Annotated in this window: 13 protein-coding genes and 1 pseudogene; 6 read left to right on the plus strand and 8 right to left on the minus strand. The window is 72.8% G+C overall.

From position 1 onward, the window contains the following. Positions 1-29 precede the first annotated feature (29 nt). Positions 30-236, plus strand: a pseudogene (locus tag ACWIF2_RS25430) (hypothetical protein); the annotation flags it as partial. A gap of 49 nt (positions 237-285) precedes the next feature. Here the strand turns inward: ACWIF2_RS25430 and ACWIF2_RS25435 are convergent. Then, positions 286-714, minus strand: a complete 429-nt coding sequence (locus ACWIF2_RS25435; RefSeq protein WP_454362946.1) for a hypothetical protein — start codon at positions 712-714, stop codon at positions 286-288. A 102-nt stretch (positions 715-816) separates the two neighbouring features. Then, positions 817-1,407, minus strand: coding sequence for a TetR/AcrR family transcriptional regulator (locus tag ACWIF2_RS25440; RefSeq protein ID WP_454362947.1), 591 nt, complete (start codon positions 1,405-1,407; stop codon positions 817-819). Positions 1,408-1,517: 110 nt separating this feature from the next. On the opposite strand from ACWIF2_RS25440, the gene ACWIF2_RS25445 reads away from it, so the two are divergent. Continuing rightward, a complete protein-coding gene (locus tag ACWIF2_RS25445; protein ID WP_454362948.1) occupies positions 1,518-2,537 on the plus strand; it encodes an aldo/keto reductase in 1,020 nt (339 codons plus the stop codon). 15 nt (positions 2,538-2,552) lie between these two features. Here the strand turns inward: ACWIF2_RS25445 and ACWIF2_RS25450 are convergent, their stop codons facing one another. From ACWIF2_RS25450 to ACWIF2_RS25465, 4 genes are all read right to left on the minus strand, one after another. Then, positions 2,553-3,062, minus strand: a complete 510-nt coding sequence (locus ACWIF2_RS25450) for an inclusion body family protein (protein ID WP_382491643.1) — start codon at positions 3,060-3,062, stop codon at positions 2,553-2,555. A 22-nt stretch (positions 3,063-3,084) separates the two neighbouring features. Next, entirely contained in the window at positions 3,085-4,917 is a 1,833-nt protein-coding gene (locus ACWIF2_RS25455; RefSeq protein ID WP_454362949.1) for an alpha-keto acid decarboxylase family protein, read from the minus strand. After that, on the minus strand, positions 4,914-6,968 hold the full coding sequence (locus ACWIF2_RS25460) for a flavin monoamine oxidase family protein (protein WP_454362950.1): 2,055 nt from the start codon (positions 6,966-6,968) through the stop codon (positions 4,914-4,916). Before ACWIF2_RS25460 ends, ACWIF2_RS25455 begins: the two co-directional genes overlap by 4 nt. 287 nt (positions 6,969-7,255) lie before the next feature. Beyond that, positions 7,256-7,621: a hypothetical protein gene (locus ACWIF2_RS25465; RefSeq protein ID WP_454362951.1), complete on the minus strand. Its 366-nt coding sequence runs from the start codon at positions 7,619-7,621 to the stop codon at positions 7,256-7,258. Positions 7,622-7,867: 246 nt separating this feature from the next. On the opposite strand from ACWIF2_RS25465, the gene ACWIF2_RS25470 reads away from it, so the two are divergent. Further along, positions 7,868-8,746, plus strand: a complete 879-nt coding sequence (locus tag ACWIF2_RS25470; RefSeq protein WP_454362952.1) for a hypothetical protein — start codon at positions 7,868-7,870, stop codon at positions 8,744-8,746. Between the two features lie 12 nt (positions 8,747-8,758). Here the strand turns inward: ACWIF2_RS25470 and ACWIF2_RS25475 are convergent, their stop codons facing one another. After that, positions 8,759-12,559: an nSTAND1 domain-containing NTPase gene (locus ACWIF2_RS25475; protein WP_454362953.1), complete on the minus strand. Its 3,801-nt coding sequence runs from the start codon at positions 12,557-12,559 to the stop codon at positions 8,759-8,761. A gap of 247 nt (positions 12,560-12,806) precedes the next feature. Here ACWIF2_RS25475 and ACWIF2_RS25480 point away from each other — a divergent pair, with 247 nt between their 5' ends. The 3 genes from ACWIF2_RS25480 to ACWIF2_RS25490 are packed head-to-tail and all read left to right on the plus strand — an operon-like array spanning position 12,807 to position 15,495. After that, a complete protein-coding gene (locus ACWIF2_RS25480) occupies positions 12,807-13,631 on the plus strand; it encodes a glycoside hydrolase family 16 protein (protein WP_454362954.1) in 825 nt (274 codons plus the stop codon). A 29-nt stretch (positions 13,632-13,660) separates the two neighbouring features. Beyond that, entirely contained in the window at positions 13,661-14,089 is a 429-nt protein-coding gene (locus ACWIF2_RS25485) for a hypothetical protein (protein WP_454362955.1), read from the plus strand. After that, a complete protein-coding gene (locus tag ACWIF2_RS25490; RefSeq protein ID WP_454362956.1) occupies positions 14,086-15,495 on the plus strand; it encodes a hypothetical protein in 1,410 nt (469 codons plus the stop codon). The genes ACWIF2_RS25485 and ACWIF2_RS25490 overlap by 4 nt, the downstream gene beginning before the upstream one ends. A gap of 23 nt (positions 15,496-15,518) precedes the next feature. On the opposite strand, the gene ACWIF2_RS25495 is transcribed toward ACWIF2_RS25490, so the two are convergent. Beyond that, on the minus strand, positions 15,519-17,246 hold a 1,728-nt coding region (locus ACWIF2_RS25495; RefSeq protein ID WP_454362957.1), incomplete at its 5' end, for an FtsX-like permease family protein.

Raw genomic sequence — 17,246 nt, forward strand, 5'->3', positions numbered from 1 at the left:
ACCTGTGTGCCGCGCTGCGCGAAGTCCCGATGGTCACCTACGCCGAGGATCTGCCCATCGTGCGGCGCTACTGGCGGACCGTCTTCGGCAGACAGCTCACCACCCGCGCGGCGGTCACCGTGCCCAATCCGTACGCCGTCCTGTCCGCGGTCGACGCCGGAGCGGGCGTGAGCGTGCTGTCTCGTCCAGCGGCCCGGCGCCGAGGCCGACCCCGACGTGCTCCGGATCCGCGACCTCCTCCGGGCGGCGGCCCGAGGCTGATAGCCGCCACCCGGACGGCAGTCGTCAGGAGTCGTACGGTCCGTCGCCGGGGCCTTGCCCGGGGGCGAGGCGGCGGTAGGCGGCGCGGGCGTGGAGCAGACGGGCCAGGGCCGTGCCCAGCAGGGCGGCCGCGAGCAGACAGGCGAGCCATGTGGTGTCGCGGTGTCCGGCCCAGGTGAGGGTGCCGGCGGGCGGGATGACGAAGCCGTTGAGGAACAGCCAGCAGAGCAGGGCCGTACCGGGGGCGGCCGTGAAGCGTGCGCCGAGACCCAGCACGGCGGCCAGCAGGGACAGCGCGGGCAGGGCCAGTTCCGGACGGTCGGGCCCCACCACGGTGTTGAGACACACCACCAGCGCCGGAGCGCCCGCGAAGGCCCCGGCCCAGACCAGCGGGGTCGCCACCGGCCGGGGGACGGGTCTGGCTCCGGTGCCCAGGGGCATCCACTTGATCATGCTGCCGCTTCCACTCTGCCGGCCGGTTCCGAAGTGCTCGCCAGGGTGCCATCAACGCCGCGCCGGAGGAACAGCGAATCCGGACACTCGGCCAGGGGGAGTTCAGTACGGACGGCGCAGTCCCGCGACGAGGAGGCCGACCAACCGGCGTGCGTCGTAACGGGGATCGCTGTCCGCGCCGATGCAGAGGTTGCCCACGCCGCGCATGAGTTCGTACGCCTCGATGTCCGAGCCGATCTCGCCCGCCTCGGCCGCGGCGGCCAGCAGCCCGGCGCAGACGGGCACGAGCCGGTCGATGAAGTAGGCGTGCAGCGCCTCGAATCCGGCGTCGTCGGAGTGCAGGGCGGCGGCGAGGCCGTGCTTGGTCACCAGGAAGTCGACGAAGAGGTCGATCCACTGCCGCAGCGCGTCGTGCGGGGTCGCACCGCTCGCCAGCAGGGCCGGGCCGGCCTCGGCGCAGGCGTCGACCTGGTGCCGGTAGACGGCGATGACGAGGTCCGCCCGGTTGGGGAAGTGGCGGTAGATCGTGCCCACCCCGACCCCGGCCCTGGCCGCGATGTCACGCACCGGTGCTTCCACGCCCGACGTGACGAAGACCGCGGCGGCCGCGTCGAGCAGGGCCGCCTTGTTGCGCCGGGCGTCCTTCCGCCGGGACGGGGCCGCGCGCCCTTCGTCCTTGCCGATGCCGTTCACCGCGTCACTCCTCTTCGGAACTCACCCTTGCAAAAACGGAACAGCGTTCCGTATCGTCGTAAGCGGAACGACGTTCCGCTTCACGTAATGATGCCAGAGGAGACACGGTCATGCAGTACCGCACCCTGGGCCGCACCGGCGTACAGGTCAGCTCCCTCGCGCTCGGCGCGATGAACTTCGGACGGATCGGGCGCACCACCCAGGACGAGGCCACCGCCCTCGTCGACGCCGCCCTGGAGGCGGGGATCAACCTCATCGACACCGCCGACATGTACGGCCGCGGCGAGTCCGAGGAAATGGTCGGCAAGGCCATCGCGGGGCGCCGCGAGGACATCGTGCTGGCCACCAAGGCGAGCATGCCGATGAGCGACGAGCCCAACCACCGGGGCGCCTCGCGCCGCTGGCTGGTCACCGCGCTGGACGACAGCCTGCGCCGGCTCGGGGTCGACCACGTCGACCTGTTCCAGATCCACCGGTGGGATCCGCGCACCGGCGACGAGGAGACCCTGTCGGCGCTGACCGACCTGCAACGCGCGGGGAAGATCAGGTACTTCGGTTCCTCGACCTTCCCCGCGTACCGCATCGTGCAGGCGCAGTGGGCCGCCCGCGAGCAGCGTCTGGGCCGCTACGTCACCGAACAGCCCGGCTACTCGGTCCTGCAGCGCGGGATCGAGACCCATGTCCTGCCCGTCACGCAGGAGTACGGGCTCGGTGTGCTGGTGTGGAGCCCGCTCGCCTCGGGCTGGCTGACGGGCGCCGTCCGCGAGGGCCGGGACATCACCACGAACCGCTCGGCGTTCATGCCGGAGCGCTTCGACACCTCCCTTCCCGCCAACCGGGCCAGGCTCGACGCCGTCGAGCGGCTCGCCGAGGTCGCCGACGAGGCCGGCCTGACCATGATCCAGCTGGCGCTCGGCTTCGTGACCGCGCATCCCGGCGTGACCAGCGCGCTCATCGGCCCCCGCACGCCGGACCATCTCGCCGCGCAGCTCGCCGCCGCCGACACCGTGCTCACCGCCGACGTGCTCGACGCCATCGACGCGATCGTCCCGCCCGGCACCGACCTGGCCCCGCACGAGAAGCACGACACCCCGCCCGCGCTGCTCGACCCGTCACTGCGGCGCCGCTGACCGGGCGGGGACGCGTCAGGCGTCCTCGATGGTGATGAAGGGGTCCCACTGGAAGTAGCCCTTCAACTGGCGGTGGCGGTCCAGGATCTGGAAGTAGAAGTGGTAGGTGACCTTGCCTGCCCTCCTGACGGTCGTCCGCCAGTAGTGGTCCTGGTACCGCTGGGTGTCGAACTCCGGCCGGCCCTCGCTGCCCTCCTTCGGCAGGGGGTAGATGCCGTCGATCACCTCGATCTCCGGTGTGCGGATGAGCTGGTGCTGGCTGTCGCTGCTGACGTAGCGGTACAGCAGGGCCTTGTAGTCGCTGCCCAGGGAGACGGTCGTCTCGCGCCACTTGACGGTGTCGCCGGGTTCGGCCCGCAGGTTCAGCTCGGCGCCCGACGTGCCGACTATGTGGTCGTGGCGGGTCGTCATGTAGATCAGGCTCTCGTCGACCTGGGTCGGTGCGTCGGGGTTGCGCGACGCGTTGGGGTTGCGTTCGACGATCGTGGCCGCGTCGAACGCGATCAGTACGTTGAGATCAGCCATTTCTTCTCTCCCTCTTGGGTCTCTACGAGTGCGGAACCTTGTAGGACATCGCCCGCGGGTAGTCGTGCCGGTGCAGTCGGACGCGGACGAGGAGCGGGCCGGCGTTGAGCGGGTCGGCCGGGTCGGTGAGGCGGGCCAGGAGGTCGTCCAGCTCCGCGGTGTGCGTGACGCTGACGCCGTTCGCCGGGGTCTCGCCGTGGGCGAAGACGGCCGGGAGGCGGTCGTAGTGCCAGGGGTGCAGGACGTTGTAGAAGTCCGGCTCGGCGGCGTCCCGGTCCGCGTAGAACTCCGGGTGCACCAGCATCTGTTCGATGCCGTAGAAGTGGCCGTTGTCCATGACGAACACCACCGAGCGCAGGCCGAGCCTGGTGTGGGTGGAGAGCTCCTGGCAGGTCTCCTGGAAGGCGCCGTCGCCGACGAAGACCATCGGTCGGGCGTTCTCCCGCTCGGGGGCGAGCGCGGCGCCGGTGGCCGCGCCGACCGACCAGCCGATGGACAGCCAGCTGACCTGGGACAGGAACCCGCCCGCGGGCAGTGACAGGTTCATCGAGCCGATGAGGGAGAACGCGGCGTCCGAGACGACCGTCCAGTCCTCGCCGGTGTCGTGGTTCAGGAAGTGGTTGATCCGGTCGAAGACGCCGTCGTAGGTGAGGTGCTTTCCGTTCGGGTAACGGGATCGCGCGGCGCCGGCGCGGAGGGAGGCGCGGTGCTGTTCGAGGGCCGCGGGGCGGTCGCCCTGCGAGCCGTGGTGGCCGTAGGACTCGGCGTAGTAGTCGGCGGCCAGGCCCCCGGTTCCGTAGGCCTTCACCAGGGCGTCCTGGAGGGCGGGCAGCAGGTGGCGGAGCTGGACGTCGGGGAAGTAGGAGGTGCCGACGCTGACGCCGCCGAGCGCGGCCATCACCCAGTCGCCGCCGACGGACTGCTCGCCGCCGAGGTTCTTCGACGTGGACCAGGCGCCGAGCCCGATCCGGCAGGTCGCCCAGTCCTTGAAGACGGCGTGCACATCGGGGTGGCTGGCCGGGCCGTTGTAGACGCCGTGGAACTGCGGCAGGTCCTCGTCGACGACGGCCTTGGCGCCGACGGTGGTGCAGAACGGCACGCCGGTGGCCTCCACCAGGCCGGTGAGCTGCTCGCCGAGGCGGAACCGCTCGAGCTCCTCGCCGGCCCACACGATCGGGCGGGGCCTGCCGTCCGGGCCGGGGTGCTCATCGACCAGGGTGAGGACGGCCTGCACGGCGTGGTCCAGCATGGTCTGGTTGCGTTCGCTGAACGGCCGCTCCCGGGGCACGAGCGGCATCTCGGGCTCGGGGCAGGGCTCGTCCCAGAGGTCCTCCATGATCTCCAGGTAGACCGGGCGGCGCTCGGAGAGGCAGGCGGTGAGCGCGGCGTCGATCTGGCCGGGGGCCAGGCCCGGGTTGGAGACGACCTGCGCGTCCACGGTGACCTGCCGGTAGACGTCCAGGTTGCTCTCCGCGCGGGGGCTCATGTGCGAGGTGAGCAGGCCGACGGCCCGGTAGTTCTGCCACTGCTCGTAGGGCGGGGAGGCGTTGACGGCGACCAGCGGGACCTGTTCGACGTAGGCGCCGCCGCAGGCGTTGAGCAGGTTGAACGCGCCCACGCTGTAGGTGACGGCGACCGCTCCCACACCGTGGATACGGGCGTAGGCGTCGGCGGCCTGGCCCGCGCCGCCCTCGGTGGGGGTGCCGACCCACTCGATGTCGTCCTCCTCCCGCAGGGTGGTCAGGAACGGGCCGAGGTGGTTGCCGGGGACGCCGAACAGATGGGTGATGCCCAACTCGGCGAGCCGCAGGGCGAGGTAGCGGGCGACCGTGCACCCGCGGTCGCCCGCGGTCACGAGCTCTCCCCCTGCCCGTCCGGGCCCGGGACGGTGACCGGCGGGGCCTGGTGGACGGCGAGCGCGGCCCGTACGGCGCTCTCCAGGGCGCCCTCGATCCAGGCGTGCTTGAGGGAGGTGTGCTCCCCGGCGAAGTGCACCGGGCCCTCGGGCCGGGAGACGTCCAGGTGGAAGCTGGTCATCTGGTGCGCGGTGTAGATGGCGGCCTCGCCGAAGGCGTACGGGTCACGGGCCCAGCTCTTGGTGGCGCCCTGCCCGGTGAAGAACACCTCGATGCGGCGGCCGTGCAGGGCCTGGAGGTTGCGCAGGGCGTAGACGTAGCGCTCGGCGCCGCTCATGGAGTCCCAGCGGGCGGCGTCGTCGGACCAGCAGTACGAGGCGAGGACGACGCCGCCGGTGCTGCCCTCGACCCGGTGCGACGGGTAGTACATGAACCGGTTGGGGTTGTCGGCCGCGGAGCCTCCGCCGAAGCAGTGGGTGGCGGGCCGGACGGCGGGGCCGCGCAGCGGCAGGGTGCTGTCGAGCTGCCGCATCTCCTCGGTGACGGCGCTGTCCTTGACGGCCGCCCCGAGCAGCCCGGCGAAGGCCAGACTGGGTCCGGAGTCCGTGCTGACGACCGTGAGAGCGGTGTCCGCGTCGGCGCCCTGCCGGTAGTGCTCGTACAGCCCCGGCGAGATGCGGTCCAGCTCCTCGCGCCAGTCGTCCTCGGTGAACTCCCACCACCGGTGGCTGAACTCCAGCAGCACCTTGGTGGCCTGGTCGTAGTGGGTCTCGATGATGGCGCGGCGCTTCTTGTACGACATCGAGGGGACGATCTCCACGAAACGCAGGGCGGAGAACGGGACGGTGACGATCGCCAGGTCCGCCGTCCACAGCCGGGGCGGGGCCTGTGGATCGCCCTCGGCGACGGTCTGCACGGCCACGCCCCAGCCGTCGGGTCCGACGGCGCCGGTGCCCTCGGGGTCGGTGTCGCGGCTGGGGTCGTGGTACTCGAGGCGGATCATGCGGTGACCGAGCCGCACCTCCTCGCGCAGTCCCTGGTGAAGGGCGTGCGGCAGGCGCCAGTTGCCGCCGGGGATCTCCCAGTAGCGGACGCCCGGGTTGATGTCGCTGCGGCTCAGGAAGCTGTGGAAGAAGGACAGATGCAGCCGCGAGGACATGTTCTCCAGCGTTCCGACGGCCTCGATGGCCTCGTCGCTGAGCCCGGCGTGGTCGCGCAGGAAGCCGCCCATCGAGTAGCCGTCGAAGTCGCGGATCACCCGGGCCCAGCCCTCGACCCACTCCTCGAACGGCTTGTTGACGCGCCGGCCGTCGACCACGTCGGAGTAGTAGTCGCGCACGCATTCCAGCGCGTCGTCGACCATCTTCACGACGGGGGAACGGACTTCGTCGCCGGTGAGGTGGAAACCCTCGTTGACGCGCTCCGGGCCCGCCGCGTAGTCGGAGCGCCGCACCTGGACTCGATTGGTGCGGATCCAGGAGTTGCCGCGCTTGTCGGGCTCGCGGAAGTCGGGGCTTTCGTCGCCGTAGGACCAGGTGCGGCCGGTGAACGACGAGTACGACACCGGGGGCACGGGGACGTCGGGGCCGCTGCCCGTGCCGGGGACCACGTCCACGTTGTAGAACTGGCGGCGGCCGAGCCCGAGTTTGTCGACCAGGGCGAGGACGAGCGGGTGGAAGTCGGGCAGCCGCATGGCACCGGCCTCGGCGTATTGCGCCGGGTCGTCGAAGGGCTGGTGGTGCTTGGTGGCCCGGAACGTCTTGATGCGCCCGCCGACCCGGCTGGCGTTGGCCTCCAGGACGGTGACGTCGTGGCCGGCGTCCTTGAGTAATCGAGCGGCGACCAGGCCGGTGATTCCGGCGCCGATGACGAGGATCTTCTTGCGCGGGTGGTGGGTGGGGCCGAGGCGGCCCGTGTCTATCAGGGTGTGCAGATAGTCGAGTTTGAGGTCCTTGCCGTCCGGCCCGACGAGCAGAAGTTCACGGGCGAGCCGAAGACAGGTCTGCCAGCGCGCACGGGTGGCGGAGCTGTCCCGAGAAGTGTCGGTCATAGCCAGCGATCGTAGATATGGCGAAACGATTTCGCGGCTTTACCGGCGGATAAAGTCTTGAAAGCGCCGGTCGCCTTCATTGACGGGATTCCCTCTTGCTCGAATTCCCTTTCGGGGACGGGAGATTCTCCAGAGACAGAAGGGGAAGAGGGCTCGAAATTCTATCGATAATTCACTTACGGAATGCGCGGGTCCCGGCTCGTGATCCCCGGCAGTGGCCGGACAGGACGGCAGAAAAGGGGCCCGCTCCGGACATGGAGCGGGCCCTTTCCGTTCTGCGGAGTTCCTCAGACGACGAGCTCGATGCACGTGGTCGGGACCCATCCCTTGGTGCCGCTATAGGAAATGTAGTCCCACTGGTCGCTGCCCTGACCGCACTTGGGGGAGTACCACTTCGCCTTTTCGTTCTTGTAGCTGCACGCGGTCTTCCCCTTCGGGAAGAGCCCCAGAGCAGTGCTCGAGAAGCTCTTTGCCTTGCGGATCTTGACGCTCTCCCGCGCCTTGACCTTCTCGCCACCGGCCGAGCAGGCGGCACGCACGGAAACGTCGCCCGAGGAAGCGGCTGCCGGGGAAACGGCAATCGCGGGAGTCGACGTGAACGCGACGCCCGCCAGCGCCACAGCACCCAGTGCGCCCCATACCTTCTTACGCATAACACCCCGTTCGCTGAGCTGAACTCATGGTCAACTGGACGGTATCACCGGCCCTTTGAGGTGCCGTCAGGGCAATGACGAAGAGGCGGAGAGACTTTGTGCATGTCCCGTGAAATTTGATGCAGATCGGGGCGAACACTGCGGCCGGGCTGTTGTTCGGGCCGCGGATCGGGTCGCCGAACAATCTCTGTCTCGTTGAACTGGGACATCTGGCAGGCGGAACAGGGCACGGAGAGGGGTCGTCGGATGGGCAGGAGCAGGGGCGTTGCGGTGTTGGTCGCCGGGCTGGTGCTGGCCGTCGGGGGGTGCGGGGGCGAGGCGGACGAGAAGGACGGCAGCACCGGCGAGACCTCGGCCTCGCCGACGCCGGCCCGGCCGCCGTCCCGGGAACTCGTGAAGTGGACCGGCGGGATGTGCGCGACGGCGAGCGAGTTCAAGCGTCTCCGGGCGGAGAGTACGGCCGATCTGAAGCAGATCCGGGACACGGACAACGACCTGTTCCCCGAAGCCCCTGCCCTCGCCTACTTCGCCAGCACCATGATCGTGGTGCAGGGCGAGGAAAGCGATCTGGACGACCTGGGCCCCTCGGGCGTTCCCGCGGCCGACCGAATGCGCGAGACGCTGCGGAAAAAGGTGCAGGGCGTCCTGACCGAACTCCGGGCGAGATACCCGGACGTGGGCGTCGACGACGCCGAGGCCGTCGACAAGCTGGTCCAGTCCCTCGCCCCGCGGCCGGATCTGCCCGCGCTGACGAAGAAGGATCCGCGGCTCGCGGCCGCGTACGAGCGGGCCGAGCAGTGCGCCCCGGGCTGGAAGCCCCCCCTCGGGGAGACCTCCTCGCCCTCGCCCGAGCCCACCGGCCCGCTGCCCGAGGCGAAGGATGGCAGGAACTACGGAGCATGCTCGGACGGAGCGTGCGAGGTCCTGGTGAGCTCCACGGCGGACGTCACGGCGAACGGGGTGAACGTCCACATCACCGTGGGGAACTCCGTCACCTTCCGGACGCCGGGGACCATCATGAACCTCGGCGGTCAGGGCGGCGTGGCACAGTTCGGCCGCGATCTGAAGGTGACGGTGGTCGCGCGGAACGACAAGGGCGCCGTGCTGAAGTTCGCCGTCCCGTAAGGGGTCCCGGCCTCAGCGGCAGACCTCCCGGTACCCGAGCTGTGGCAGATGCTCCGCCCAGTTGGCGCGGGTGAGCACCCCGGCCGTGTGGTCACAGGCGTAGTCGGCCGCGCGGGCCGGGTCCAGGGTCCAGACGCGGGCCGTCAGGTCGTAGCCCGCGGAGGCGAGGGCGTCGCCCCGGGGGCTGAAGGCGACGGTGGTGACGGTGTCGAGATGGCCGGTGAGTTCCTGGCCGGCGGGCTCGGCACGGGCCGGGTCGGTCACGTCCCACAGCCGGACCGCGTGGTCGCCGCCGCCGGTCGCCAGGGTCTTCCCGTCCGGGGCGAACGCCAGGGCCCGGACCTCCCCGCGGTGTCCGGTCAGCGGTTCTCCCGACGGGCGTACCCGGCCGGCCTTCCCGACGTCCCACAGCCGCACCGTACGGTCGTCGCTGCCCGTCGCCAGCGTCTTCCCGTCCGGGGCGAACGCCACCGCGTTGACCGCCTCGTCGTGTCCGTGCGGGGCGGCGCCCGCGGGGCGGGCCGGTGTTCCGCCGCCCACGTGCCACAGCCGGGTCGTCGAGTCCTCGGACGCGGTGGCCAGGAGACGGCCGCCGGGTGCGAAGGCCACGGAGGTGACGGTGTCCTGGTGGCCGCGCAGCGGCTCGCCGAGCGGCCGGACGCGGCCCGGTCGCCGGACGTCCCACAGCCGCACCGTGTCGTCCTCGCCGCCGGTGGCCACCGTGCGGCCGTCCGGCGCGAAGGCCACGGCGGAGGTGCCGCCGTCGTGTGCGGGCAGGGGCGCTCCCAGGGGCGCGGGGCGGTCGGGCGTGGAGACGTCCCACAGGCGTACGGTGCCGTCCGCGCAGCCGCTGACCACCGTACGGCCGTCCGGGGCGAACGCCAGGGCGAGCACCTGGTCTTCGTGGGCGAGCGGCCGGGGCAGCCGGCGCGGGCGGTCCGGGCGGCGTACGTCCCACAGGCGGATCAGCCCGTCGTCGGTGCTCGCGGCGGCGAGCAGGCGGCGGTCGGGGCTGAAGGCGACGGCGGTCACCGGGTTGGTGAAGTCGGTGAGGACGCTCGGCGGCCGGTGCCAGAGCAGGACGCTCCCGTCGGCGCCGGTGCTGGCGAGGGTACGGCCGTCGCGGCTGAAGGCCACCTCCCACACGGCCTCGGTGTGGCCGGTCAGCGGCTCCCCGAGCTGCTGCGGATAGGCGGGGTTGGCCACGTTCCACAGCACGGGCGCGTCGTCCTCGCCCGCGCTGGCCAGGGTCTCGCCGTCGGGGCTGAACGCGACCGACATGACGGGCGCGGTGTGCGCGGTGAGCGGTTCGCCCAGCGGTTCGAGACGGCCCGGGCGGGAGGTGTCCCACAGCCGTACGGTCTCGTCGAAGCCGGCGGTGGCCAGCGTCCGGCCGTCGGGGGAGAAGGCCAGTGTCCAGACGGGCGCGGAGTGGGCGCGCAGGGGCTTGCCCAGGGGTGCGGGGCCGTCGTCCTCGCCGTAGCGCCACATCCGTACGGTGCCGTCGTAGCCGGCCGTGGCCAGCGTGCGGCCCTCCGGCGCGAACGCGACCGCGCGGACACTGCCGTCGTCCGACGCGTCGGCCTCGGCGGGCTTGCCGAGCGGTGCGGGGCGGGCCGGGTCGGTCAGGTTCCACAGCCGTACGGTTCCGTCGTCGCCGGCGGTGGCCAGGGTCCGGCCGTCGGGGGCGAACGCGGTGGAGACGACGTTCTCCTCGTCGTGGCTCAGGAGTTGGCGGCCGAGGACCCGGGGCCGCTCCCGGTCCCGTACGTCCCACAGCCGGATGGCGCCGCCTTCCCCGGTGGCCGCCAGCAGGTTCCCGCCGGCCGGTGCGAAGGCGACCGCGCTGACCCGGGCCGTGCCGAGGCGCAGGGGTGCGCCCAGCGCCTTCCCGGTGGTGGCGTCCCACAGCCGGACCGTGCCGTCGTGGCCGCCGCTCGCGAGGGTGCGGCCGTCGGGCGCGTACGCCACGGAGCTGCCGACCCCGTCGTGCCCGCCGGGCAGCCGGGTGGGCAGCACCCGGCCCGCGTCCGAGGCCAGCCGGGTCCTGAGGTCCGGGGTGGAGCGCATGCGGTACGCGGCGACATCCAGCCGGGCCGCCAGCCCGGCGTCGGTCTCGCGGACCCGGTCGGCCTCGGCGGTGAGCCGGCCGAAGACGGCTTCGTCCCGTTCGGCCTGCGCGGTGACGCGGGCCTGGAGGGCGACGACGGCGGTGCCGGTGGCGAGCAGGGCGAGCGCGGCGAGTACGGCCACGACGGTGCGGCGCAGCAGCGCGGCACGGTGCCGCCGTCCGAGCGAGGTGGTGAGGAACCGCCGCTCCAGGGACGTGAGTTCGTCGGTGTCCCGGGCCGCCTCGCCGTCCGCCGGGAAGGCGTCGCGGGCGGCGCTCAGCCGGGAGCCGGCGTAGAGCGCGGCGTTCTCCTGCCCGAGTCTCTGCCAGGTGCGGGCGGCCTCGGAGAGCGCGCGGTGGACGCGCAGCCGGTCGCGCTCGGCGTCGATCCAGCCGCGCAGCCGGGGCCAGGCGGTGATCAGAGCCTCGTGGGCGAGGTCGACGGTCCCGTCGTCGAAGGTGACGAGCCGAGCCCGGGCCAGACGCTCCAGGACGACCCGGGTGTCGGCGGGGCTGCCGAAGTCGAGCTCCGCGCGGTCGGTGGGACGACGCGTGTCGGGTGTCCCGTCGCCGGGGGCGACCAGCCGGAGCAGAACACGGCGAGCCAGCTCGGCCTGCGCCGCGGTGAGTTCGCCGTACACCTCCTCGGCCGTCCGTACGACGGCGCCGTGCAGTCCCCCGGCCGCCTCGTAAGCGGTCTCGGTCAGAGCACGGCCGCTGCGGTGGCGCCAGGTCTCCAGCAGGGCGTGCGACATCAGCGGCAGCCCGCCCGGGGCGTCCTCGACCTCGTCCAGGAGGCGGTCCGTCAGGGCGCGTTCCACGATCAGCCCGGCCGTGGCGGCCGGGCGGACGATGGCGTCCCGCAGTTCCGCCCGGCTCATCGGCCCGGCGAGCAGCGTGGCGTCCTGCAACGCGGCGGTGAGCCCGGGGTGTTCGGCGCAGCGGCCGAGGAAGTCGGCCCGGACCGCGATGACGACGCGCAGCCGGCTGTCCGCGTCGGTGGCGGCGACGAGGCGGTCGATGAAGGCGTCCCGGGCGGCCGGGTCGGCGCCGAGGGTGTACAGCTCCTCGAACTGGTCGACGATCAGCCAGGTGTCGGCGTCCGTGCCGGGGACGGGCTCCAGCCGGTCGGCGTGCGTGCGCAGCGGGTCCGCGCCCGGGGTGAGGATCCGTACGGCAGCGGGCGGCACGCCGTCCTCCGAGGCCGTCCGCAGCCGGGGGATGAGACCGGCGCGCAGCAGGGAGGACTTGCCGCTGCCGGAAGGGCCGAAGACGGCGGTGAAGCGGTGCTTGCGGTTCAGCTCGGCGAGCCGCTCCACCAGCTGGTCACGGCCGAAGAACAGCTCGGCGTCGCCCGGTTCGAACCGGGTCAGGCCCCGGTAGGGCGGCCGGGCGGTCTCGTCGGCGGCGGCCTCGGCGGCCAGTTCCTCCGACGCCTCACGCCAGCGCCGCTCCCACTCGGCCAGGTCGCCGCCGCAGGCCTTCACATAGGCGAGCGTCACCGCCCGGGTGGGCAGCTGCCTGCCCGCCGCCGCCTGCGACAGGGTGGTCACTCCGTACCGCGCCCGCCGGGCCATCTCCCGGTAGGTGGGCCTGCCCGCGGACTCCCGCAGCGCACGCAGCCCGGCGGCGAACCGCGGCACCGGCCCGGCCCCCGGATCCAGCTCGCCCTCGGCTCTGCCCGGTCCCGCTTGTCCCGGCACGCGCCCGCCCCCTCGTACGCCCTCCCCCGACCTTCGGCCGAATCGGCCGACGCGACACCGGCGTTCACCCTTTCCTCACGCTTCCTCCAGGCCACTCGGCTCCGCGTGCGCCCCCGGGTTGTTCGGTGCAGGAGAGGGCCTGCCGAACAACCCCGTACGGCGGTCGACTTCTGGTGGGCCACGGCGCGGTCCGAGCCCGGCGAGGGGAGGGCTCGGGTCGCGCCGCGCATCCACGAGAAGGAGAGTCATGTACGGACGACATCGGCATCTCGCCGTGGGGCTCGGGGCGGCGGTCCTCGCGCTGACACTCACGGCACCCGCCCCCGCGAGAACCGCGGCGGAGCGGTACGGCTGGGGAGACCCGCTCCCCGCGTGGTCGGACGAGTTCGGCTACGGCTCCGCGGCCACCCCGGCCGTGCCCGACCGCGCCAAGTGGCGCCTGGCGGGCGGCGGCCCCGGCGCCTGCTGGCCCGGCCACGCCGGCAACGGCCGCCGCTGCGACGCCAACACCCGGGTCGTCGGCGGCATCCTGCGCATGACCGGCGAGACCGGCGGCGACACCGGCTGGCTCGCCTCGCGGTACGGGCAGCGGTACGGCCGGTGGGAGGCCCGCGTCCGCTCCCGGGCCACCGCCCCCGACAACGGCCGGACGTACCACCCGCTGCTGATCCTGTGGCCGGACTCCAACCAGCATCCCGAGGACGGCGAGTACGACTTCCTGGAGAACGGCGCCCCCGGCGAGGACTGCGCGGAGGCGTTCCTGCACTACCCGCACCCCGAGGACGTGCCCGTCCAGCAGGAGCACGCGCGACAGTGCGGTGTGGACCTGTCGCGGTGGCACAACGTCGCCGTCGAGTGGACCCCGGACCACCTGCGCGGCTTCCTCGACGGCGAGGAGTGGTTCCGCTTCTCCGGCGGCGCGAACGAGGACCGGGGCTGCATCCAGTGCGCCCCGTCGATGCACCAGACCATCCAGCTCGACAACTTCCACGGCGACGGCCTGCAGAGCGCCGTCTACGAGGTGGACTGGGCGCGGGTCTACGCCCTGCCCGACGACGAAGGCGTGAGGTGAGGGCGATGCGGGACTCCACGACGACACGTATGCCGAAATCCCTGATCTGGATCCTCGTCCTGGTCTGCGCGCACGCGATCGGAATCTTCTTCGGCGGCTGGGCGGTCATCGACGAGAACCAGAGCAAGCTGGACCACGGGCAGGACCCCCTGATGCCGATGGCGATGGCCTGGTTGCTGGCGCTGTTCTGCTGCGGACTGGCGGCGCTCCACATCACCTGTGTCGCGCTGGCGCACGGGCGGCGCTACTGGGTGCGTGTCGCGCTCATCGTGTGCCTGTCTTTCGCGGCGCTGGGGATGGTCTTCGCCTTCCTCGGTTCGCTGACCGCCGGAGCGCAGAGCCACCCGGCGTTCCTGGTGGCGTGCGCGGACCTGTGGGCCCTGTGGACGGTGAGCGGCGAGACGGGCCGCCGGTACTTCTCCGTACGCGCCGCGGCTCCGGGGGTGACCACACCATGACCCACCCGGAGTACGAACCTCCGCGGGCGCAGTCCCCCGCCGACCCCCTCGCGGTGGCCCTCGGCAACGCCACACTGCTCGGCGTCGGCTATCTGCTGCTGCGCCGACGGCGGTTGACGGCGGTCGCCGTGATCGGCACGGCCGTGCTCCTCGATCTCACCGCGAAGACCGCCGACACCTGGTGCGAGATCCTGCTGCTCCTGTGGTGGACGGCCGGCATCGCCCACGGCTGGTTCCTGGCCCGCCGCCGCCCGGAGCGTGCCGTACGGCGCGGGCAGCGCGCGGGCACACTCGCCCTCGCGCTCGCGGTCGTCCTGACCGCCGCCCTGCTGCGTATCGACGCGTACGGCATCGAGAACCGCGTGACCGAGGCCCGCGAGGGCGGCGACTGCGCGGCGGCCGTGGCCGCGCAGGGCGAGGTGGGGTGGGGCCACCGTCTGGCGGGCGGGCCGGTGGTGGAACCCGGCGACGCGGTCGTTCAGGCGTGCCGCCGGCTCGACGGGGCGGCGGCCACCCTGGCCCGCGCCGCACGCCGGGGCAGCACGGAGGACCTGGGGCGGGGCTTCGGCACGCTCGCCGGAGTCCTGCTCGAACCCGGCAACGAACAGACGGTCGGGACGGTCCTGGACACCTTCCTCGACGCCCTGCCCACCGACGACTCCTGCGACACCGCCGCCCTCACCGCCTGGCTCCGCGACCGGGGCCCCAGCCACGACGTCCTGGACCGCTCCGCCGGCCGGGCGGCACACACGGAACCGGCGGCCCTGGTGGGCTGCGGCGACCACCTGATGACCGAGGACGCCTGGCCGCAGGCACGGACGCACTACCAGCAACTCCTCGACACCTACCCGGACGACGCCCGCACGGGCGAGGCCCGCGACGGTGTGCGCGAGGCCACCCTCGCCATCGAGCTGAACCATGTGCGCGGCCTGGTCGAGGACGCGTACGACGCCTCCTCCGGCTACTGCGCCGAGCCGGCGAAATACGGCGGAGCCCCGCCGTACCGCAAGGGCTCCGGCCGCGCGCTGTTCCTCGGCGACACCGAGTACACCGACGACCTCCCCGGCTCCTGGCGCACCGCCGACCCCGCCAAGGCCGCCCTCGTGGTCTGCGCGGACGAGGCGAAGAACGGGGCAGCGGTCCAGACCTGCCCGTACGAGAACAAGAAGTCCGCGTACCTCCCCCACCAAGTGACCTTCTACAAGGTCAAGGTCCCCCTGAAGATCTACGAACTCCGCACCGGCAAGCGCCTCGACCCCCACTCGGTCCAGATCGGCGGCGGAAGCTGCCCGAGCGTCCTGCGCTACACGTCCTACGGCACGTACGACCTGGGGCCGGGCGACCAGTTCGTCTCCACGTCCAAGTCCGGCGTACGCAAGGCCTTCGGCCCGGCCCTCGGCCGCTGACCGCACCTCCGTCCTCGCGGCCGTCACGCCCGCCGCATCCGCCGCAGCGCGGCCCGGGCCGGGAGGACGGTGGCCGCGGTGGCGAGCAGCAGGCAGCCGCTGATCACACCCGCCACCCAGGGCCAGGCCACGGACAACTCGACGGGCAGGCCCAGTTCCTCGCGCAGGCCGTGGGCCGCGCCGAACAGGGCGGGGGCGGCCACCACCAGTCCCAGAGCGGCGCCCAGGGCGACGACACAGCACGTCTCGGCCGCGAGCGTCAGCAGCACCTGGCGCGGTGTCGCACCGGACAGGCGCAGCACCCGGAAGTCCCGTGTCCGGCCGGCGGTGGCCGCCAGCAGGGTGGAGGCGACGGCGATCATGGTGTAGCCCGCCGTGATGGTGACGAGGATCAGGGTGAAGCGCCACACCAGCCGGTCCTCCTCGGCGTCGTCCGAGGCCGCGTACGCCGCCACCGACACCTCCTCGGCGCCGAGTCCGGCGGGGAGCCCGGCCGGGGCGGGACCGGTGCGGTAGGCGACGTCCGCCAGCGCCGACGGATCGTGGGCGCGTACCAGTTCGCGCGGCAGGAGGACCTGGTACGGCATCGAGTCGTCCACCACGGCGGTCACCCGCAGGCGTCCGACACGTCCGTCCTCGAAGGTGACCACAGCGGTACGGCCCTCCCGCCAGCCGTGCGCGGCGGCCACGGCGGCGGTGACGACGACGGTGTTCCCGCGCGGCGCCCGCACCGCGTACGCCTGCTCGACATCAGGCGCCACCCCGGCCGCCGGCAGGGCCGCCCCGCCCTCGCCACCGTAGACCGTCGTCGACAGCAGCGCCGGGCCCTCGACCCGGGCGACCGCGGCGTCCGTCAGGCCCGGCGTCCCCCGGGGCACGACCGCCGCTTCGGCCCGTACGGCCGCGGCCTGCCGCGTGGTGTCGGCGCTCTGCGTCGTCTGCACGGCGCTGGTGATCAGCACGGCGAAGGCGACGGTCGCCAGCACCGGGGCGATCGTGGCGGACGTGCGGCGCACGGCGGTGATCATGTTCTCGCGTACGAGCACGGCCGTCGCACCGGGACGCCGGGCGAGCGGCCGGGTCAGCACCCCGGTGAGGGGCCCGGCCAACGCCGGCAGGAGCAGGGTCAGTCCGGCCGTCAGGCCCATGGCCGCGCCCAAGACCAGCAGCACCATGGCATCGGCCCCCGCGAAGGCCGTACCCACCGAGCAGACCGCGCCCAGGCCCGTCGCCGCCAGGCCCGTGGTCCACCTGCGGCGGGTCATGGGCCGGCTGTCCACCGCGGCCTCCCGCATCGCCTCCAGCGGCTTCACCCGGGACGCCCGCCGCGAGGCGGCCCCCGCCCCGGCGACCGCCACCGCCACGCCCAGGGCCCAGGCGGCGGCCGGCACCCACCAGCGGATGCTCACCTCGAACCCCGCCGGCTGGAACCCCGCGTCGATCAGCAGCCCGGTCATCGCGGGCGCGAGCCCCGCTCCCGCGACCGCCCCCGCCCCGGCGCCGACGACGCCCACCGCAAGGGCCTCCCCGTACACCAGCCGCCGCACCTGCCGCGGTGTGGCGCCGATCGTGCGCAGCAGGCCGAACTCGCGGCGCCGCTGGGCGACGGCGAACGCGAACGTCGAAGCCACGTTGAAGACGGTGACGAAGGCGGAGAGCAGCGCCATGGCGGTGAGCACCTGGCCGCCGATCCAGCGGGTCATCTCCTCCTGCCGCGGCGCGAGCGCGTCCCGGGCGGCACCGGTCAGGAC

Source organism: Streptomyces sp. NPDC055506 (genome assembly GCF_053643595.1).